Below are 18856 nucleotides of genomic sequence, written 5' to 3'. Positions count from 1 at the left end.
GAGCCAATATACTTCGTCACCGTCCGTCTTGCATGCGTGCAAGCAGGGCAATCGCGTTTGGCTCATGTTGTTGCCAAGTCACTGAGAATGCTGCGTAAGAAGGTGGTGTCCCAGCCTGCACGTTTGATTTTTATGGAGAGAGAGCCCTTGGATGTGTCACGCCGGAGGACGTCGAGTGCGCGGCGACGTAGAACGGCGATGTTGCCGGGACCGTTGTCTTTCCGATTGCGTGCGGCGTCCTCGCGGAAAGACACATCCAACTGCCAATGAAGGGCATTTTCGATGGCCCAATGGTCGCGGACAGCGGCCAACAGCACCTCAGGTGTGGGAACCCAAGACAGCGCGAAGTAGCGGGTCTCTGAGGTCACCTTTCCGCCCGTCTCTCTGGTCGCCTCGATGCGACCGAACCCCTTGAGGCCAGGGAATTCGTGGTATTCTGCCAATGCCTTAGCCGATACCACAACCGCCTTACGGGTTTCTTTTCTTCCATGGCCGGTATTTTCCGTAACGGCTGTTGGATCGCTTTTGTGCCCCTTGCTGAAACATCCACGGGCGTCAGACAACAGGGATTCCTGGTTACCCTTGAGGGCGAGGCACCAATCACCGCCGCCTGCGTTGATTGCGGCAACCGTGCGGCGGTTGCAATGTAATGCATCACCGGTGACCACCTTGCCCCGCAGATCGATCAACCCAAGCGCCTCTATGGCCGCGCTGAGTTCTGTGCCTCGGTCGGCAGGTACTGTCGCCAACGTCAGGCGCAGCCGCGAGGCATAGGCTGAGACCATCATGCGGGTCCGTGCGCTTTCGCCCGGGTCGCGCGCACCCCGTAACGCTTTGCCGTCAATCGCGATGATATCACCGTCTTTGAGGAGCTTGGTCACATCGGCAAGTACCTTACTGAAGGCCGCATCGAGTGCCTTCGGGTCGATGATCCGGAAGACCTCCGAGAAGGTATCATGCGATGGAATGGCATGCTTGAGTTTCAGGAAGTTCCTGAAAAGGCTCTCTTTTGCACGGCCAAATGCGGCCATCTCGGCGCAGGAGGTCGATCCACATAAGACCGACACGAAGGCGATAACGAGCAGTTCACCAAGGTCGTGGCGCACGTTACTGGCGCGCGGATCAGGAACTTCGTCGAAGGCGGATAGAAAAATATGCATGGCGATGAGCACCCGATGAGAACAACCACCCATCCAGAATCCATCCCGCCATCACCTGCAAGAGCAATCCTTTACTCACTCAGTTCCAAACGCGATTCCCCTGTGCGTGCAAGACGGACGGTGAAACTGATAAGATATCGTCTCAAGAATGACATCAAGCACTATCCCACGTCCTTCAGATCAGTCGGCAATGGCACTTACTGAAGGGGCCGAGCAAGCAGTAGAACAGGGGCATTCCATCTTGAGACGATTATATTCTTGCACACGTGCAAGAAAAACGAATTCGTAATAGCGCCATTGGTGAAATGCTCAAGACACATACCTACCCCACGTGTCCTCTAAGCGCATCAGAACCATAATCGACCATTGGCCGAAGCCGCGTATAGGCCACAGCTGGGCGGAACGATCCTACAAGTTTCGATCTAAACAAACGCAAGACGTTCTCAAGCGAGTAGTTGAAGTAGATCGCACTCGTGAACCCCGCGATGGCAAACACTATCACCGCAAACGTCCACCAACGGATGTGGAAGACAAGCAGTACGACGAAGAAGATGAATCGGGCATCGAAAAACATCAAATGCGGTCGCGCCATCGCATTGCGTCAATGCACCGTCGAACGATAGAAATTGTATCTTTCTTCAGCCATAGCCTCGTTCCATCGCCCTCATCGGTCCGGCCACACAACATTGCTGGTGAACAGGCGCCAATGATCTGACGCGATCCTAGGGAGATCAGCGGACCGTTGGGCGCACTCTGCACAAACTCTCCGGCCAGATCGTTACCAATTTCTGCCAATCCTTTATACAGCCCCTGTTCGATAGTGGCTGCCGGGCGTGTGACACCTGTGACACCGCTGAGATCGATGAGCGACGTCCCAAGGTCCGACAGGGCGTCACCTACGCCACAAACAAGAGCCGCTGCGACGCGTGGTGCGTAGCGTGCGAACAAACGCCGGTCCCGATGCGTTCGCACGGCGAGTGACTTCTGACTGGCATCAACCGCATAGGCAGTTATCGGGATCTCGGTTCCGTCCTCAAGCACCGCAGAGTCAAACTGGACCATAAGATGGGTGTTGTTCTGATTTGGTGCAAACCCACCAAGCAAACGCGCGCCTGTCAGCGGACCTTTCCGAATTTGTGCGACCACCGGTCCCGATGTGTCGCTGTCATTAGTGATGATGGTCGTGGCAAGAACAACATCGCCTGCACGGATGAGAGGTTCTGAGAGGGCAGGGGTGCTGGATTGTCGAATAGTACCCTCGCTCGCTTGACCCGCCACATCGACGTCTTCCTCGGGCACGAGGTCTTCTTCAACTACCACGGTCATGGCTGAAGGCTGGGCAGCCCACGCGCCAAGCAGTCCTTGCTGCTGCGACGCCATCAATTGGGCGAGCTGGTTGATACGGGCGTAGTCAGGTGCTGGAGGCTGGTTTGTCGAAGGCTGGGCTTGCTGTCGCGCGGGTTGCTGACGGTCAATGACCACGGTCCTGGGTTGCTGAGTTTCAACAGGTGCGTTTGCCAGTGGCAGGGGACGATTTGGGTTCGGTGTAATAGCAGGTGGTTTCTCATCAATCTGCCGCAGGGGTTCACCGGGTGTCGCAATAAATGAGGTATCAGTGTCTTGCGCGGTTTGCGCACCGTCCTCGTTTTGTTGCCGCAGATTGTCCTGATAGCGCTCTGACGTGCGCAGCTGATCTCCGGCTGGGGTATCATCCACGTTCGGTGTGCCCGCGACACGTCTCGGACCAATGAGGTCAGGGTTCTTCCAATCCTCGAAGCCAACAGCTCCTCCAACAACCAATACGGTGACTAAGGCACTGTTTCTGAATGATGAAAGCCCACTCTTGCGTCTGCGCGTGACGCGTCTTGCATCGGCTCGATCAGCGGTTCCAGCTTGGTTCACAGCAGAGTCAGCCTCTGCTTCATCTGTGTTTTCATTCAGCTTTTTTGAATCAGTCATTGGGAAATCCCCACTTTCGAAACGCGCCCATTCGACGAAATCAGCGCCACAGATGTGGGTCTGATCCGATAGGCTTTGACTTGACCGGGGCCAGTCAAAATGCAGGACGCAGGCGGGGAGATGATCGCATCTGCCGATTGCAGATAGATTGCGCCGTCATAGCTCCTTGCCTTAACGGCTACATTGTCAGTAGACAGGCGCACGGCATTGCCCAGAATATCCGCGCCCGTCGCAAACGCCATCATCACATCGTCGGAGGCGCTCGCGACCGGTTCGCTCTGATGGGTCTGGAGAGGCTTTGAAACCGCATTTGGCCCCAACCCATGCACCGTGAAGTCGCGGCAATAGTGTGTGTTGAGTGAGTTCGTGCGCACTTCAAAGACCAGCGGCCGGCTCTCACCCACGAGGGACACCACGATGTTGGAAAACCTGTGCGGGACCAGCGGCGTGACCGCCAATTGGTTGGAGCGTTCCTGCATTGCATAGACCTGAAAGCTATTCGGCTTGCCGATCACATAAGATGCGATGAGCCATGCAGGGTTCGTCGCAACAAAGGTGGTTTTGTACGCTCATGATTTCGGTAGGGAAAGAAGCAGAAGTTGCATCCCTCAGAAGACTTGGCATCGTTCATAGCTGTCCGCTAACGTTCCATTGCGGACAGGGTCTAGTACATGCACCAAAAACTAGGAAAACGGGCTTTTGGACACCACTTTGCTCTCGGACACCCTTTTCCAACAGCATAGGATGGCTGTCATGTACGGCCAGACGTCCTATGTCGCATTACGTACCTTTGTTGGGATAGACCCGAATAGGGTGACACCATCGCCAAAGGCACTGCCTTTGCCAGCTGCTTTACGGGCATTGTCAGCCTTTTTCCGGCGGTTCTGTTTCGCATAGTAAAAAGCGGCTTCGTTTTGTGAATAACCCATAATCAACCACCTTTGCGTCCATCGCTTTCACCCACAAAAGCGGGTGGCGCAACTGGAGGGAATGGGTATCATAAATCAAAGCATTGGTCACTCACGCGGTTACTTCTTCCGCGACACAAAACCGTCCTCCGTAAAGGCGTCGATTTGGCTGTCGGTGCGACGGCTCATGCGGCGTCCGTCACTGGAAACCATGATTTCAGCTTCGGGATTGATCTTGATGATAGAACCATCGCCCTCAAGATATGTTGTCTCGGCGTCCCGCTCGACCACGACACTGCCGTTGTGGTCAATACGGACCCAGACGTTATCGACCATCACCCTGACGGTGTGTTCGTCAATGATGATCCCTGACCATCCCAAAGCTGGTCGCGGCGGATCACCACTTTGTCTGGGTGCAATTTGATTTGAACGTCCTCAACATCGTCCGCGCCCTTCAACACAACGAACGCCTCTTGATCTTCTGGCTCTGCTAAAAGCCGTGCGAACGCCTCCTTGGGTCGCCACAGAAACGGCTCGGCCCGTTTTTCGCGTTTCTTGTTCTTGTGGAACGCAATCAGCAACTCGGCCGACTTCCAGACTGCGCAGACGGGGGAGGGGAGTGTCATGCCAGATCCGTTTCAGAAAAATCGTTGCCTTTGTAGAGAAGACCTACGCGATAGGCTTTGGCGCAGGCATAAGCGAAACAGTCGCCAAAATTCAGTTGGGCCGGATGGCCTACCGTCTTGCCATAGGTCCGCGCGGCCTCTTGGGCCAAGCGCCCGATGCTGCCCGATATGTGAATATCGCGAGCCCCCAGCACGTCGAGAAAGTCTGTGACGATCCGCTCCGCTTCTTCGTGCATAGCGGCGTCCCGTCCCTTATCGCCCGCAATGCGGCGGGCGATGGCAAGGGACGCCTCTAACCGTGCCAACGGTGAGCAAAAAATCTGCGTCTGCAAGCCGTCAATATGCTTGAGGTGCGCGCGCGCGTCTGGCTCGTCGGCCAGAATGGCGACGATAACGGATGCGTCCAGAAACATCAGGCATCCCCCCACATTTCATCGGTGAAAGTCTTCATATTGAAGTCGGGATCGACGGGGCCCAGGCCAGCAACACGCGATTGCAGGGGTTTGACCGGCGTTGTTGCAGGGACCCCAGCGGCTCTGCTAGACACCCAGCTTGCTAACGACTTGGATATTTATGATGCCGCACAAATTCAACTCTTCCCGCCGCCATAAGTTTGAAAAGAAGCGACAGAAGGTCACCAACTGGCGAGTGTACAATGAAGGCCTGCGTCAGCGCGGTGATGTGACAATTTGGTTGAGCCCTGAGGTTGTAGATAAGTGGCTTGCCGCCAAACGGCAGACGCCAGGCGGCCAACCGACATACTCTGATATGGCCATATCAGTATGCCTGACGCTGGGTATGGTTTTCAAACAACCTTTGCGGCAGACGCAAGGATTGGTCGGCAGTTTGGCGCGGCTTATGGGGCTGGATGTTCCCGTTCCGAATTTCTCGACCCTCTCGCGGAGAGGTGCGGGGCTCAGCATGCCAGAAAAATCTAAAGCCCAAAGGGCCGGCCCAATCGAATTAGTTGTAGATAGTACGGGTCTGAAGATATTTGGTGAAGGCGAATGGTTGCAGAACAAGCATAAAACAAAGGCCAAACGTAAGTCGTGGCGCAAGCTTCATCTTGGACTGGATATCACAACTGGAGATATCGTTTGTTCCGATTTGACAAAAGACGACGTGGGCGACCCAACTGCTTTGCCCGAACTTCTCGATCAAATTGACGCTCCTGTTAGCCGCTTTTTGGCGGATGGCGCCTATGATGGCGATCCTACCAGCGATCTGCTTGTGGACCGTTTTGGTGAAGCGATAGAGATTGTAATTCCGCCTCCGATCACGGCCGTTCTCAGCCTCGATGCTGCCCGTAATCCAACGCCCCGAGATAAACACATCGCGGAGATTCGAGACAAGGGGCGCCTGGCATGGCAAGTTAGCAGCGGCTACAATCACCGGAGCCGCGGCGAAGCACAAATAGGCCGCTGGAAGATGGTCATCGGCCCCAAACTGAAATCTCGGAACTTTCCAAACCAAAAAACTGAAGTCAGGATTGGGACTAACATTCTCAACAAAATGAACGGGCTCGGCCGTGCCAAGTACGAGGCTGTTGCATGACCTAAATCATGGGAAAGGGCACTTGCGACTACAGATGCCTCCCTGCAACAACGCCAAGAAACTGGGCTTTTTGAAGCGTTTTCTACCTTTTGCAGACGGGACACCGTCCCATGACCAACTTGGAAACATCTTTGCGGCCTTGGATGCCGAGGCGTTTCAGGCCTGTTTTATCGACTGGGTGGCCTCCCTTAACAAGACGGTGACTGGAGTGGTCGCGATTGATGGGAAAACCTCTCGCCGCAGCCTGGATAAAGCTGGCGGCAAGGCCGCAATTCACATGATCTCGGCCTGGAGTTCGGAATGGAATCTGACGCTGGCGCAACGGCAGGTGGACGGCAAGTCCAACGAGATAACGGCCATACCAGAACTGTTGGAGCTGCTCACCCTGAAGGGGGCTATTGTCACCATCGACGCTATGGGATGCCAACGCGAAATCGCCGCGAAGATCATCTCCAAAGAAGCAGACTACATCCTCGCTTTGAAGGGTAATCAGGGCAGCCTACGCAAGGACACAGAATTATTCATGACGGAACAGGCGGCCGTAGATTATGACGACACAACAGTCACTTACCACGAAACGGTAGAGAAGTCTCATGGCCGTATCGAAACAAGGAGGGTCACAGTGTGCACGGATATTGACTGGCTTAAGGCGAACCACAATTGGCCCAGTTTGAAAAGCATCGTTATGGTCCAGTACCACGCCATCCTGCAGGATAAAACGCGCGCCGAAACCCGCTATTACATTTCATCAATGACATCAGATGCTGAACATCACGCCAAAGCCATCCGTGACCACTGGGGAATAGAAAACGGGCTGCATTGGGTCATGGACATGGTGTTTCGCGACGATGAATGCCGTATCCGAAAAGGCAATGCTCCAGCCAATTTTACGACCATAAAACACGCTGCAAGCAACATGCTGCGCTCCGTAAAGGGGAAGCATAGCCTGCGATCAAAGCGCCACATTGCATCATGGGATGATGATTTCCTCGCCGAAATAATTAACACCTAAATCTCATGCGATTCCTCTGCTACATTGCAACGACCGGTTGCCAATGGCGTATGTTGCCCAATGACTTTCCACCTGTTTCAACAGTGTGGAGCTATTTCTACGCGTGGCGCGATGACGGCCTGCTTGATGAGATGAACCGTAAGCTGGTCGAAGCTGCGCGTCTGGCCGAGGACCACAAAGCCCAGCCAACAGCCGGGATCATAGATAGCCAGAGCGTAAAAACCACTGAAAGCGGTGGGGTTAGGGGTATGATGCGGGCAAACGGATCAAGGGGCGCAAGCGCCATATAATAACCGATACGGTTGGGTTTTTGATAGGCTTGGTGGTCCACAGCGCCGGAATTCAGGACAGGGATGGGGCACCCGATGTGCTGAAGGCGATCGCGTCGCGCTATCCATCATTGCGACATGTATTTGCGGATGGCGGGTATGCAGGGCCCAAACTGCGAGACGCGTTGAAAGCCCTCGGCCAATGGACCGTCCAGATCGTAAACGCTCTGACACAGCAGAAGGCTTTGAAGTGCTGCCGCGACGGTGGGTCGTCGAGCGCACCTTCGCTTGGCTGAACCGATGTCGCCGCCTGTCGAAAGATTGGGAGAAATCCATCGCCAGCGCTGAAGCTTGGATCCTCATCGCACACATCAGACGCGTCACACGGTATCTCGCAAGGGATTGAGAAGGTTCAGTTAGTTTTGAATCAGACTCTAAGGGTTCGTCAAGTCCGGAGGGCGGGTAGGCCGACGCCGGTGGAGTCGAACCCGCCGTCGGACGCGACGACCTGACCTGTGACGAAACTTGCCCGTTCGCTGGCTAGGAAGCAGATGACTTCTGCGATTTCACGTTCCGTACCGTAGCGGTTCAGGGGGATAGCGTCGTGGTAGGCGGCGCGAATCTCGGGTGAGTGGACGGCCAGCGCGAGTTTGGTATTCACCGGACCGGGGCAGACGCAGTTGGCGCGGATGCCAACCTCTCCCAGTTCCGCCGCCTGCTGTTTGGTCAGATGGATGACGGCAGCCTTAGAAGTGCCGTAAGCGATGCGCAGGGTGGAGGCGCGTAAGCCCGAGATCGATGCAATGTTTACGATGGCGCCGCCCCGGGCCGACAACAGTGGCAGGCAGGCCTGGGACATCAGGAAAACGCCGTCAAGGTTCGTGTCCATGACGCGCCGCCAGCGGGCGAAGTCCGTCTCGGCCAGCGGTCCGAAGTCGGCGACGCCTGCGTTGTTCACCAAAATATCGAGGCGGCCGCAGCTCTGTTCGACCTCGGTCAACGCCTGCGCCACTTGCTTCGGGATCGAGACGTCACAGGTGACGGACAGAGCGCCGGGCAGGGTGGCTGCGGCGGTCGCGAGTTCTTCTGCGTCGCGGTCGAGCAAGACGACGCGACGGCCCTCGGCGTGGAACAGGGTCGCTGTAGCAAGGCCGATGCCGCGGGCGGCGCCGGTGATCAAGGTGACGGTGTCTTTCATTTCAGCATCTCCGGCAGGAAGAGGGACAGGGCGGGGACCGCCGCCACGATGGCGAGGCCGATGACGCTGATAGCCAAGAACGGCAGCGCCGCGCGGGCGATGCGTTCCAGCGGCAAGTGGGTGATGTTCGCCGCGACGTAGAGGTTGATGCCGACGGGCGGCGTGATGAGGCCAATGGCGAGGTTCACCATGACCAGCACGCCGAACCATACCGGGTCCCAGCCCAGTTCGCGCACGACCGGCATGAAGATTGGCAGTGAGATGAACATCACCGTCACGGGGTCCATGAACATGCCCGCGATTAGCAGGATCAGCATGATGACCATCAAGATCACCGCGCCGTTGTCGGAAAGGCCGAGCAACTGGCCGGAATACTGGCCGACAAGGTCTTCGACGGTGACGACCCAGCCGAAAAGGCTCGCGTAGGCCACGACCAGCATGACAACCGCAGAGGACGACGCGGCTTCGGTCAGCGCATCATAGAGCGCGCGGACCGTCAGCGTGCGGTAGGCGAAGGCACCGACGGCTATGGCATAGACGGTGGCGACGAGGGCCGCCTCGGTCGGGGTAAAGATGCCAGAATAGATACCGCCTAGGATCACGACGGGCGTCATCAGGCCCCAGAAGGATGCGCGGAAACTGTGGCCAAGGTCAAGCCAGTACCCATCGCTTGCGGAAGCGGGGGCGATCTTGTCGAGGCCCGAACGGCCCCGCGGCTTGACGAACGGCAGGACGGCCAGCATCAAAAGGCCCATGAACAGGCCCGGCACGATGGCGGCGGTGAACAGTGCAGAGATCGAGGTTTCCGCGATCACGCCATAGATCACGAGGCCGATGGACGGCGGGATGACGATAGAAAAAGCCGCGCCGGTGCAGACGAGGGCGGCCGCGACGGCGCGGGGGTAGCCGTCTTCCTCCATCCCCTTGATGATCATCGGGCCGATGGCAGCAACTGATGCGGGGCCGGAGCCGGAAACTGCGCCCCAGAACAGGCAGACCACGGTGCCGACGACGCCCATGCCGCCGGGCAGGTCGCCGATCAGGATGCGGAAGAAGCGGATCATGCGTTCTGCGATCCCCAGTTTACCCATCAGGGTGCCAGCAAGGATGAAGAACGGGATGGCCAGCAGCGCGTATTTCGCAATGCCTGTTGCGATCAGGTCGCCCGCAAGCTCGAACCCGAATCCGATCTGCCACATGGCGTACATCGCAGACAGGCCGAGTGCGAAGGCCACGGGCACCCGCAAGGCCATCAGCAGGAAGAAACCGACGATCATCTGGGTGCCGGCACCCAAGCTAAGGAATTCAGACACGTGGCGTCCCCTTCGGTTCGGCGCGGGGGGTGTGCCACGTCTCGGCCACGTACTGCAGATGGCGGATCATGATCAAGGCAAAGCCGAAGGGCAGCCCGACCTGATACCACCACGCCGGTAGGCCGAGGGCATAGCTGCGGATGCCGCTGTCGATCTGGTTCATCAGCGTGGCCCAGGAAAACCAGGCGGAGGCGGCCAGCAGCAGGACTGACAGGATTACCGATAGGATGAAGACTGCCTGTGCCAGCCGCTTCGGCAGCGCATCGTGCACCAGCGTAACGGCCAGATGTTGTCCACGTCGTGCCGCGATAGCGGCACCAAAGACGGTCAACAGCAGAAAGCCGTTTGTCAGCACTTCTTCGGAGGCGGCAAAGGAGTAGTGCGTGGCATAGCGCACCACGACGTTGATGAAACCCAGCAGCGTCATGCCGAGGAACAGTGCGGCGCAGACGATCTTCTCGAATTCTCTCAGCACGAAGCGCATGGCCGTCTCCTCCGCTCACCGGCGCGGCCTCTTTCCGAAGGCCGCGCCGGTGTTGTGTTCCGTCAGTTGGGCTCAGTTTGCCGGGGTCGCGGCGATGGCGTCTTGAAAGCTGCCAACGATCTCGGTGCCGACCTTGTCGGCCCATGTATCGAAGGCGGGCTGGGTCGCCGTGCGGAAGGCGGCCAGTTCGTCTTCGGACGGCTCGTAGACTTCCATCCCATTTTCACGCAGGAAGGCGACGCCGTCCTCTGTGCTCTCACGGGTGATTTCGCGCTGGTATTCCATCGCTTCGGTCGCGGCGGCGCGCATTTCCTCCTGTATTTCCGCATCCAGACCGTCCCAGAGCTGGGTGGACACGCCGAGGAAGATCGGGTCGTAGGAATAGTGCCAGGTCGTCAGGTATTTCTGCACCTCGAAGACCTGCTGTGGGATGATGACCGCGCCGATCGGGTTTTCCTGACCGTCGACGACGCCCTGCTGAAGCGCGGTCATCGTCTCGCCCCATTGCATCTGCTGGGGATTGGCACCGAGAGCGTTCATCACGTCGATATACATCGGACCCGCGACGCGCATGTTCAGGCCCTTCATGTCGTCAGGGGACGTGATCGGGCGGACGTTGTTGGTGACTTCACGAAAACCGTTCTCGCCCCATGCCAGGACTTCGATGCCCTTGTCACGCAGGATGTCCTCCAGCAGTTTGGCGGGCTCGCCCTGCGTGGTCGCATCGACCTGCGCGTAGTTGGCGTAGAGGTAGGGCAGCGAGAAGACGGCCATTTCGGGCACCAGCGGCGTCACGTTGATTGCGGACGTGACGACGATGTCCAACGCACCGCGTCCCACCATTTCGGCCTGCTTCATCTGGTCGCCGCCAGAGAGCTGGGCATTCGGAAAGACGCGGACGTCGTAGGCGCCGTCTGTTTTCTCGGCCAGAAGCTCGCCGAATCGCTCGGCCCCCAAGTGCCAGGTCGTGGTGTCGCCGGTATTGTGCGACAGGCGCAGGGTTTCGGCATAAGCCGCGCCGGACAGGACAGTTGTGGCTAACATGGCGGCCAAGGTGGCCTTTGTAGTCATTTTCATGGTGGTTCCTCTTTCAATATGCCATAATGTGGAACAGAAATTTATGGAGTGGGCAAGATATTTTTGCATTAGCAGTAAGAATGCGCAGGTCTTCTGTGTGAAGCTCAGAAATTCTTGCAGATTAAGGGAATGGTGGTCCATATTATGAAAAGTCTTGATGATGCGACCCCGGCCAGTGGCAGCCAGGCGGTGGATCGTGCGCTGGCGCTTTTGCAGATCACCGGCCACGGCGGTGGGCGCGGTGTGGCACTGTCGGAATTGATCGCGACCTCCGGTCTGGGCAAGCCCACGGTGCGGCGGCTGATGCTGGCGCTGATCGCGCGCGGGCTGGTGGAACAGGACGGTGCCACGCGGCTCTATCATCTAGGCGAGGAAAGTTATGTCCTCGGCACGCTGGCGACGCCGCGCCATGGCCTTCTGGAAATCGCGGCAGATGCGGTCGTGCGGCTGGCCAAGGCGAGCGGCGACACGGCCTTCGTCAATATGCGGCGCGGGTCCTCCGCCGTTTGCCTGCACCGCGAAGAAGGGGCGTTCCCGATCCGCACTCACGCGCTGGAGACGGGCGCGCAGCATCCCCTTGGAATCGGGGCAGGCTCGCTCGCAATATTGAGCGTGCTGCCGGATGCAGAGGTCGAGGTGCTGCTCGTGGACAACGCCGGTAGGCTGGCGGCGGACTACCCGAACTATGACGCGGACCTGCTGCGACGCGACGTGGCGACGACACGAGCGCGGGGTTTCGCGTTGAACCCTGGACGGATCGTGGCGGGAAGCTGGGGCGTGGGCGTAGCCTTGCGGCGCCCCGACGGGTCCGTTGCTGGGGCCATGTCCATCGCGGCGATTGAAAGCCGGTTGCAACCGCCCCGCGATGCCGAACTTGCGGCCCTGCTAACGAGCGAGGCACGGGATATCGAATTACGGTTGGCGCGACGGATGCCGCAGACCGCCTTACAGGAGGACTCAAGATGACAGACCCCTACATTGTGGGCTGGGCCCACACCGCATTTGGCCGCAGCGACGCGCCGGACACGGAGGCGCTCATGGCCGAGGTCACAGGCCCTGCGCTGGACCATGCGGGTGTCGCGGTGGAGGACGTCGATGGCATCTTTGTCGGTGTCTTCAACAACGGCTTTTCGGATCAGGATTTTCAGGGTGCGCTGGTGGGCATGGGCAACGACGCTTTGTCCCGTGTGCCGGCGACCCGTTATGAAAATGCCTGCGCCACCGGGTCCGCTGCGCTGAACGGGGCGATGGATTTCATCGCCAGCGGGCGGGGCAAGATCGCGCTTGTCGTGGGGGCTGAGAAGATGACCGCCACGCCGGGGGTGGAGGTCGGTGACATCCTGCTCGGCGCCTCTTACCGGCGCGAGGAATCCGGCGTGCGCGGCGGGTTTGCCGGACTGTTCGGACAGATCGCGGGTAGTTATTTCCAGCGCTACGGCGACCGGTCTGAAGAACTGGCGATGATCGCTGCCAAAAACCACCACAATGGGATGCAGAACCCTTTCGCTCACATGCAGCGCGATTTCGACGTGGACTTCTGCAACACTGTGTCCGAAAAAAATCCCCTTGTCGCCGGCCCCCTGCGGCGCACGGATTGTTCGTTGGTGTCCGACGGGGCGGCCGCACTGGTGCTGGCGGCACCCGAGGTCGCGGCGGACCTGCATCGCGCGATCCGCTTCCGAGCGCGGACCCATACCAACGAACCGCTGGCCCTTTCGCGCCGCGATATTACCCGCTTCGACGGCGCACGGCGGGCGTGGGATCAGGCCTATGCCGCCGCCGGCGTGACCATCGACGACCTAAGCCTCGTGGAAACCCACGACTGCTTCACGGTCGCCGAACTGCTGGAATACGAGGCGATGGGGCTGGCGGAGCCGGGGCAGGGCGGTCGGGCGATCCGCGAAGGATGGACAACCAAGGACGGGCGGTTGCCGGTGAACCCTTCGGGCGGGTTGAAGTCCAAGGGGCATCCCGTCGGGGCGACCGGCGTGTCGATGCACGTGATGGCCGCGATGCAGCTGATGGGCGAGGCGGGGGGAATGCAGATCCCCGATGCGCGGCTGGTCGGCGTGTTCAACATGGGCGGAGCGGCGGTTGCCTCCTATGCCTCGATCCTCGAAAGGGTCGCGTGATGCAGCCAGTTTCGTCCCGCGTGATGAACTTGTCGCAGTTCCTGACGGGCTCCTCTCGGCGGCACCCGGACGACATCGGCCTCGTCTGGGGCGACGCGAAATGGACCTGGTCCGAAGTGGAGGCGCGGTCGACCGCCTTTGCAGCCGCCCTGCGCGACCGCTATGGGATGCGGAAGGGCGACCGCCTGCTGGTGCAGTCCGCCAACTGCAACCAGATGTTCGAGGCCGCCTTCGCTTGCTGGAAGCTCGGTTGCGTCTGGGTGCCAGCCAACTTTCGCCAAACGCCGGAGGATGTTGCCTGGCTCGCCGCCTCGTCTGGGGCTAAAGGATTACTGGCAGGGGCGGAGTTCTCGGACCACATTGCTGCATGTGACGCGGTCGCCTTCACCGCGACCATCGGCGGTGCGGGCGATGACGACTACGACACGCTCGTCGCCGCTTACGCGGATGCGACAGTCACGGCCACCACCGTGGACCGCGACGATCCGGCGTGGTTCTTCTTTACCTCCGGCACCACCGGCAAGCCGAAGGCGGCGGTGCTGACCCATGGCCAGATGGCCTTCGTAGTGACCAACCACCTGTGCGACCTGATGCCTGGAACGGGACCAGAGGATGCTTCCATCGTAGTCGCCCCGTTGTCCCATGGCGCGGGGATTCACCAGCTTGCGCAGGTCGCACACGGGGTGAAGACGATCCTTCCTGGGGGAACGAAGTTCGAGGCGGCCGAAGTCTGGCGGCTGATTGCGCAGTGGCGCGTCACCAATGCCTTTACCGTGCCGACCATCGTGAAGCTGCTGGTTGAGCATCCCTCTGTCCACGATCACGACCATTCCAGCCTGCGCTATGTGATCTACGCCGGTGCGCCGATGTACCGCGCCGATCAAGTCCGTGCGCTAGACGTATTAGGACCTGTCCTGGTGCAGTACTTCGGGCTGGGCGAAGTCACGGGCAACATCACCGTGCTGCCGCCGATCCATCACTTTGCCGATGACGCCGCCATGCGTATCGGTACCTGCGGCTTTGCGCGGACGGGGATGCAGGTGCAGGTGCAAAACGCCGCCGGGCACGAGGTCGCGGCAGGCGAGACGGGCGAGGTCGCCGTCATCGGCCCCGCCGTCTTTGCTGGCTACCATGACAATTCTGAGGCCAACGCCACGGCGTTCCGAGACGGGTGGTTTCTGACCGGCGACCTCGGCCACATGGACGCGGAAGGTTTCCTTTACCTGACCGACCGGGCGTCGGACATGTATATCTCGGGCGGGTCCAACATCTATCCGCGCGAAATCGAGGAGAAGATCCTGTTGCACCCCGCCATTAACGAATGTGCGGTGTTGGGGATGCCGGACCCGACATGGGGCGAGGTCGGCATCGCCGTCTGCGTCGCGCGGGGCGATGCTCCCGATTCAGCCGCCTTGCTGGAGTGGTTGGGGACGAAAGTGCCTCGCTACAAGATGCCGAAGGCTGTCGTGTTCTGGGAAGAGATGCCGAAGTCTGGCTATGGCAAGATCACCAAGAAACTTATCCGTGCCGAGCTGGTCGCGCGCGGGGACCTTGCCGGTGCCTGAGGCGCGGACATTGATCCACCCAGGTCCGGTTGCCGCGGAGCGGATCACGACGGTGCCGTGCAGGGCGACGCACCGGCGTGTGACGCTGAAGGCGGGATCGACGCTGTTGCTGGCGATGACCGATGCTGTGGGCGTGACTGGCGCCTGGTTCGATTTAGGCGATCTACCGGTCGAGACGCTAACATTCGTCCGCCCCGCCCCTGCGCCGGACGACTGCCACGTGGCTTGGTACAGCGCCGAGACGGTGCTGACAGACGCTATCATACTACAGGCCGGCGCGCATTTGGGGCGGCGAGACGGGGCGGCATTTGCCCATGTTCATGGCCTTTGGTCTGAGAAGAGCGGAACCCGCCATGCGGGTCATCTACTGGCGGATGCAACAGTGTTGTCCATCGATCGCGTGGTCGACGTCTGGGTACTGGACGGCGCGCTGCTGGAAAGTACGCCGGACGCGGAGACGGGGTTCTCCCTGTTTCGCCCAATTTCCACTGGGCCGGTCGATAACCCAAACGCGGTGCTGGCGACGATTCGACCAAACATGCTGATTGATGAAGGTCTTGTGAGGTGCTCTGAAGTCGCGGGTCTGCCGGTCAAGGCCGTCAAGGGGCTGGGCAGCCTGGTTGGCACTCAGTTGGACGGTCAGCCAGCACTGGAAGATGACGCAACGGAGGTCCTGCTGACCGGCGGCACGGGTCAGGGTGTGATCGCCGTGGGCTTTGACGGCCCGGCCGTCGCCGGAAATCTGGCCCCAGGTTCGAACAGGGTCTGCGTGACCTTCGAGGTTCTTCTACTGTCCCAACCAGCCTGACGGCACTGTCAGAAGAAAACTTGTTGAGGCGGGCAGGGTGAGCAATTAGCGTCTCGGGATGACAAAACGCAGCCCGTTCCGCTACTTCAAGACGAGCCCTGAGACCATCCGCTTGGCAGTGATGATGTACGTTCGTGTCCCGCTTTCGCTTCGGAACGTGGCGGATCTGTTGCACGAACGCGGTATCGACATCAGCCACAAAACTGAGCGGCGTTGGTGGAACAGATTTGGCCCGCTGTTTGCCGCAGATATCCGCAAGAAAAGGGTCAGCCAGATGCGCGCATATTCAAATTGGCAGTGGCACCTGGACGAGGTGTTCGTGAATACCAACGACGAGACGCACTACCTTTGGCGGGCTGTGGATCACGAAGCGGAAGTCCTGGAAAGCTTTGTCACAAAGCGCCGTGATCGCAAGGCAGCCTGAAATTCCTCAGGAAGACCATAAAACGCCATGGTCGCGCACATATCTTCGTCACCGACAAGCTAGGTTCCTATGGTGCGGCGATGAAGATGATCGGCAATGTGGACAAACAGGAAGCTGGCCGCTGGCTCAACAATCGAGCCGAGAATTCCCACCAATCCTTTAGGCGAAGAGAGCGGGCCATGCTGCGATTTAGGCGGATGCTAACTTTACAGAAATTCGTCGCCGTCCACGCTTCTGTTCACAACCATTTTAACGCGGAGCGCCACCTCTATTCACGCGACAACTTCAAGCTCAACCGCGCCATCGCGTTAGATGTCGCTCTTTTAGAGAGCATCCTGCCAGCGGGGTTTCGTCCTGTGTCCTCGGACACGGGACACTTGTTTCCATTATAAGTGCAGGCGTTTGATCTATAATAATAGATCGTGACTTGCTTGGCGTGTTGAAGGTATGATATATTATTCTATATCAAGAGTCGTTCTTGATGTGTGAAAGTAGATCAGAATATGAGTTATGCTAACGAAAACATCGCCGCTTCCCTGAAGTCAGCGCGCGAAAATAAGGGGTTAAGCCAAAGAGAGCTTAGCGCTCGCTCAGGCGTACCGCAATCGCATATCTCAAAGATTGAGAGCAACGCAGTTGACCTGCGGCTCTCAAGTCTTGCGTCACTTGCCCATGCACTTGACCTTGAACTGACGATGATACCACGAAAATCGGCACCGGCAGTCAGATCGATTGTGCGCAGTACAGGCAGTCACAAGCCGCATAGTAACAATGATGCACTGCGCGAGCTTGCGCGCGCGCAACGTGCTCTTGATACATTGCCCAAGGCTTTGCATGAGAGCTCGGCGGTGCAGACGCTGCAAAGACAGTTTCAAGAAATGAACAACTTCCGCAACATCTTGCAGGAAACTGAAGCAATCAAAAATATGCGAAGCGCACTTGAAGCTGTCGAGAATTCTGGAGGGCTCAAGGGCCTCGAAAAAATCGCCAAAGATGCTCAACGTCTCCGCAACATGTTGGCGCATAGTCTACCATCACACATGATCGATGAGCCGACCAGTAGACCGGCCTACAGTCTAGACGAGGATGACAGTGATGGCTGATGTATCTGTGCTAAATGTTGAGCTTTATGGTGAAAACATCGGAACGCTGACACGCGTCGCGGGGGATCGCAGTCTGTTCGCGTTCAACGAAGAGTATATCGAAAACCCTGACCGCTCGACACTCGGTCTGTTTTTCAAGGATGAGTTTGGCGAGTTGCGCACCGAATTTAAGCCTGTCCAAAAACAGGTCATGCCGTTTTTTTCAAACGTCTTGCCTGAGGGTCACTTGCGCAAGTACCTCGCAGAGCAAGCAGGGGTTAATGCCGAGCGCGAATTCTTTTTGCTTTGGGCGTTAGGGCGCGACCTTCCTGGCGCGATAACAATCAAACCGGCGGACGGCGAAATCTGGCCACCAGAGGCCGCGCATGTGGATGGCGAAGACGCGCCAAAATCAAAAGACAACATGCTTCGGTTCTCTCTCGCCGGTGTTCAATTGAAATTCTCAGCCATTGAGGGCGCAAGCGGCGGGCTGACTATTCCCGCGTCGGGCATTGGCGGTGATTGGATCGTCAAACTGCCATCACGGGAATACATGGGTGTCCCTGAAAACGAATTTTCAATGATGCGGCTGGCCAAAATGCTCGGCATGGACGTGCCTCGCATTGATCTGGTCGATATCGACAGTATCGCAAATCTGCCTGACGGCACTGATCGCTTTGGAACCAAGGCCTTCGTGATCGAACGCTTTGACCGGCACCCCAGCGGAGAGCGCGTGCATATAGAAGACTTCGCTCAAGTCTTTGGCGTCTATGGCGAAGATAAATATAAGAAGGCGAGCATGCGAAATATTGCTGCTGTCATCGCGGCGGAAGGATCGGATGAAGACATCCGTGAGTTCATACGTCGCCTGACGTTCAGCACGTTGATTGGCAACGGGGACATGCATCTTAAGAACTGGTCGCTGATCTACCCTGATCGACGCAGCGCCGCCCTTTCGCCAGCCTATGATTTTGTATCAACAGTCCCTTACATTAAAGGTGACAGCTTCGCCCTTAACTACAGTCGTGTTCGAGATTTTGCTGCCTTTGATGAAGATGAAATCTCCCATCTTGCTGCGAAAGCAGCGTTACCCAAAAAAATGGTTCTTGATGTCGCGCGAGAAACCGCCAGCGACTTTGCATCGCTCTGGAAGCGTGAAAAAGATGCCTCGCCGATGCTCGACGACGTTAGGTCGGCGATTGATGCACTGCTGCCAACCCTCCCTCTGATGAACGAACACAAGTAGAAAGGCATCGTCAGGTTGCGGGACATCTCGAAAGCCGGT

General features: G+C 58.3%; 18 protein-coding genes and 4 pseudogenes. 10 read left to right on the top strand and 12 right to left on the bottom strand.

The genetic code is table 11. The features are described 5' to 3' along the window. Positions 1 to 62 precede the first annotated feature (62 nt). From OA238_RS28475 to OA238_RS28445, 8 genes and pseudogenes are all read right to left on the bottom strand, one after another. On the bottom strand, positions 63 to 1193 hold the full coding sequence (locus tag OA238_RS28475; RefSeq protein WP_015493784.1) for an ISAs1 family transposase: 1131 nt from the start codon (positions 1191 to 1193) through the stop codon (positions 63 to 65). 289 nt (positions 1194 to 1482) lie between these two features. Next, positions 1483 to 1734 (bottom strand): IcmT/TraK family protein, encoded by a 252-nt coding sequence (gene icmT, locus OA238_RS35410; RefSeq protein WP_051076680.1) that lies wholly within the window; start codon positions 1732 to 1734, stop codon positions 1483 to 1485. Beyond that, positions 1734 to 3119 (bottom strand): DotG/IcmE/VirB10 family type IV secretion system protein, encoded by a 1386-nt coding sequence (locus tag OA238_RS28465; RefSeq protein WP_044039194.1) that lies wholly within the window; start codon positions 3117 to 3119, stop codon positions 1734 to 1736. Before OA238_RS28465 ends, icmT begins: the two co-directional genes overlap by 1 nt. After that, a pseudogene (locus OA238_RS28460) lies at positions 3116 to 3655 on the bottom strand (DotH/IcmK family type IV secretion protein); the annotation flags it as partial. The gene OA238_RS28465 and the pseudogene OA238_RS28460, both read right to left, overlap by 4 nt. Positions 3656 to 3889: 234 nt before the next feature. After that, positions 3890 to 4048, bottom strand: coding sequence for a hypothetical protein (locus tag OA238_RS33285; RefSeq protein WP_187293220.1), 159 nt, complete (start codon positions 4046 to 4048; stop codon positions 3890 to 3892). Positions 4049 to 4147: 99 nt separating this feature from the next. After that, the gene (locus OA238_RS28455; protein WP_015497846.1) at positions 4148 to 4363 is read right to left on the bottom strand and encodes a hypothetical protein; all 216 of its coding nucleotides are present in this window, start codon (positions 4361 to 4363) and stop codon (positions 4148 to 4150) included. Next, positions 4363 to 4653 carry a hypothetical protein gene (locus OA238_RS28450; protein ID WP_044039192.1) on the bottom strand — a complete coding sequence of 97 codons (291 nt, stop codon included), beginning with the start codon at positions 4651 to 4653 and terminating at the stop codon, positions 4363 to 4365. Before OA238_RS28450 ends, OA238_RS28455 begins: the two co-directional genes overlap by 1 nt. Then, positions 4650 to 5066 (bottom strand): type II toxin-antitoxin system VapC family toxin, encoded by a 417-nt coding sequence (locus OA238_RS28445; protein ID WP_044039190.1) that lies wholly within the window; start codon positions 5064 to 5066, stop codon positions 4650 to 4652. The genes OA238_RS28450 and OA238_RS28445 overlap by 4 nt, the downstream gene beginning before the upstream one ends. A gap of 160 nt (positions 5067 to 5226) precedes the next feature. Here OA238_RS28445 and OA238_RS28440 point away from each other — a divergent pair, with 160 nt between their 5' ends. The 3 genes and pseudogenes from OA238_RS28440 to OA238_RS28430 all read left to right on the top strand — a co-directional run. Then, a complete protein-coding gene (locus OA238_RS28440; protein WP_015497844.1) occupies positions 5227 to 6207 on the top strand; it encodes an IS5 family transposase in 981 nt (326 codons plus the stop codon). Positions 6208 to 6262: 55 nt separating this feature from the next. Further along, positions 6263 to 7219, top strand: a pseudogene (locus tag OA238_RS28435) (ISAs1-like element ISOan1 family transposase); the annotation flags it as partial. A 14-nt stretch (positions 7220 to 7233) separates the two neighbouring features. After that, a pseudogene (locus tag OA238_RS28430) lies at positions 7234 to 7894 on the top strand (IS5 family transposase); the annotation flags it as partial. Positions 7895 to 7933: 39 nt separating this feature from the next. Here OA238_RS28430 and OA238_RS28425 read toward each other — a convergent pair. The 4 genes from OA238_RS28425 to OA238_RS28410 form a co-directional block, all read right to left on the bottom strand. After that, positions 7934 to 8686 (bottom strand): SDR family NAD(P)-dependent oxidoreductase, encoded by a 753-nt coding sequence (locus tag OA238_RS28425; protein WP_015497842.1) that lies wholly within the window; start codon positions 8684 to 8686, stop codon positions 7934 to 7936. After that, a complete protein-coding gene (locus tag OA238_RS28420; RefSeq protein WP_144056112.1) occupies positions 8683 to 9963 on the bottom strand; it encodes a TRAP transporter large permease in 1281 nt (426 codons plus the stop codon). The genes OA238_RS28425 and OA238_RS28420 overlap by 4 nt, the downstream gene beginning before the upstream one ends. A gap of 28 nt (positions 9964 to 9991) precedes the next feature. Then, a complete protein-coding gene (locus OA238_RS28415) occupies positions 9992 to 10483 on the bottom strand; it encodes a TRAP transporter small permease (RefSeq protein ID WP_015497840.1) in 492 nt (163 codons plus the stop codon). A 72-nt stretch (positions 10484 to 10555) separates the two neighbouring features. Next, the gene (locus OA238_RS28410; protein WP_015497839.1) at positions 10556 to 11560 is read right to left on the bottom strand and encodes a DctP family TRAP transporter solute-binding subunit; all 1005 of its coding nucleotides are present in this window, start codon (positions 11558 to 11560) and stop codon (positions 10556 to 10558) included. 144 nt (positions 11561 to 11704) lie between these two features. Between OA238_RS28410 and OA238_RS28405 the strand changes: the two genes are divergently transcribed. The 7 genes and pseudogenes from OA238_RS28405 (at position 11705) to OA238_RS28375 (ending at position 18817) form a co-directional block, all read left to right on the top strand. Continuing rightward, the gene (locus OA238_RS28405; protein ID WP_015497838.1) at positions 11705 to 12526 is read left to right on the top strand and encodes an IclR family transcriptional regulator; all 822 of its coding nucleotides are present in this window, start codon (positions 11705 to 11707) and stop codon (positions 12524 to 12526) included. Continuing rightward, complete coding sequence (locus OA238_RS28400; protein WP_015497837.1) at positions 12523 to 13692, top strand: acetyl-CoA acetyltransferase; 1170 nt, start codon at positions 12523 to 12525, stop codon at positions 13690 to 13692. Before OA238_RS28405 ends, OA238_RS28400 begins: the two co-directional genes overlap by 4 nt. Continuing rightward, positions 13692 to 15257, top strand: a complete 1566-nt coding sequence (locus tag OA238_RS28395) for an acyl-CoA synthetase (RefSeq protein ID WP_044039188.1) — start codon at positions 13692 to 13694, stop codon at positions 15255 to 15257. The genes OA238_RS28400 and OA238_RS28395 overlap by 1 nt, the downstream gene beginning before the upstream one ends. 52 nt (positions 15258 to 15309) lie before the next feature. Next, positions 15310 to 16065, top strand: coding sequence for a PPC domain-containing DNA-binding protein (locus tag OA238_RS28390; protein ID WP_015497835.1), 756 nt, complete (start codon positions 15310 to 15312; stop codon positions 16063 to 16065). Between the two features lie 58 nt (positions 16066 to 16123). Continuing rightward, positions 16124 to 16881: pseudogene (locus tag OA238_RS28385) on the top strand (IS6 family transposase). A 111-nt stretch (positions 16882 to 16992) separates the two neighbouring features. Then, complete coding sequence (locus tag OA238_RS28380; RefSeq protein WP_015497834.1) at positions 16993 to 17592, top strand: helix-turn-helix domain-containing protein; 600 nt, start codon at positions 16993 to 16995, stop codon at positions 17590 to 17592. Next, complete coding sequence (locus tag OA238_RS28375; protein ID WP_085982825.1) at positions 17585 to 18817, top strand: type II toxin-antitoxin system HipA family toxin; 1233 nt, start codon at positions 17585 to 17587, stop codon at positions 18815 to 18817. Before OA238_RS28380 ends, OA238_RS28375 begins: the two co-directional genes overlap by 8 nt. Positions 18818 to 18856 lie beyond the last annotated feature (39 nt).

It is taken from the genome of Octadecabacter arcticus 238 (genome assembly GCF_000155735.2).
Taxonomy (GTDB): domain Bacteria; phylum Pseudomonadota; class Alphaproteobacteria; order Rhodobacterales; family Rhodobacteraceae; genus Octadecabacter; species Octadecabacter arcticus.
Note: the sequence above shows the minus strand (reverse complement) of the source record. Positions and strands in the feature narration are given on the sequence as shown.

Excerpts from the sequence above, each read along its gene's own strand:
- OA238_RS28475 (WP_015493784.1), bottom strand. The coding sequence starts at position 1,193 with ATGGGTGGTTGTTCTCATCGGGTGCTCATCGCCATGCATATTTTTCTA.
- icmT (WP_051076680.1), bottom strand. The coding sequence starts at position 1,734 with ATGTTTTTCGATGCCCGATTCATCTTCTTCGTCGTACTGCTTGTCTTC.
- OA238_RS28465 (WP_044039194.1), bottom strand. The coding sequence starts at position 3,119 with ATGACTGATTCAAAAAAGCTGAATGAAAACACAGATGAAGCAGAGGCT.
- OA238_RS33285 (WP_187293220.1), bottom strand. The coding sequence starts at position 4,048 with ATGGGTTATTCACAAAACGAAGCCGCTTTTTACTATGCGAAACAGAAC.
- OA238_RS28455 (WP_015497846.1), bottom strand. The coding sequence starts at position 4,363 with ATGGTCGATAACGTCTGGGTCCGTATTGACCACAACGGCAGTGTCGTG.
- OA238_RS28450 (WP_044039192.1), bottom strand. The coding sequence starts at position 4,653 with ATGACACTCCCCTCCCCCGTCTGCGCAGTCTGGAAGTCGGCCGAGTTG.
- OA238_RS28445 (WP_044039190.1), bottom strand. The coding sequence starts at position 5,066 with ATGTTTCTGGACGCATCCGTTATCGTCGCCATTCTGGCCGACGAGCCA.
- OA238_RS28440 (WP_015497844.1), top strand. The coding sequence starts at position 5,227 with ATGATGCCGCACAAATTCAACTCTTCCCGCCGCCATAAGTTTGAAAAG.
- OA238_RS28425 (WP_015497842.1), bottom strand. The coding sequence starts at position 8,686 with ATGAAAGACACCGTCACCTTGATCACCGGCGCCGCCCGCGGCATCGGC.
- OA238_RS28420 (WP_144056112.1), bottom strand. The coding sequence starts at position 9,963 with ATGATCGTCGGTTTCTTCCTGCTGATGGCCTTGCGGGTGCCCGTGGCC.
- OA238_RS28415 (WP_015497840.1), bottom strand. The coding sequence starts at position 10,483 with ATGCGCTTCGTGCTGAGAGAATTCGAGAAGATCGTCTGCGCCGCACTG.
- OA238_RS28410 (WP_015497839.1), bottom strand. The coding sequence starts at position 11,560 with ATGAAAATGACTACAAAGGCCACCTTGGCCGCCATGTTAGCCACAACT.
- OA238_RS28405 (WP_015497838.1), top strand. The coding sequence starts at position 11,705 with ATGAAAAGTCTTGATGATGCGACCCCGGCCAGTGGCAGCCAGGCGGTG.
- OA238_RS28400 (WP_015497837.1), top strand. The coding sequence starts at position 12,523 with ATGACAGACCCCTACATTGTGGGCTGGGCCCACACCGCATTTGGCCGC.
- OA238_RS28395 (WP_044039188.1), top strand. The coding sequence starts at position 13,692 with ATGCAGCCAGTTTCGTCCCGCGTGATGAACTTGTCGCAGTTCCTGACG.
- OA238_RS28380 (WP_015497834.1), top strand. The coding sequence starts at position 16,993 with ATGAGTTATGCTAACGAAAACATCGCCGCTTCCCTGAAGTCAGCGCGC.
- OA238_RS28375 (WP_085982825.1), top strand. The coding sequence starts at position 17,585 with ATGGCTGATGTATCTGTGCTAAATGTTGAGCTTTATGGTGAAAACATC.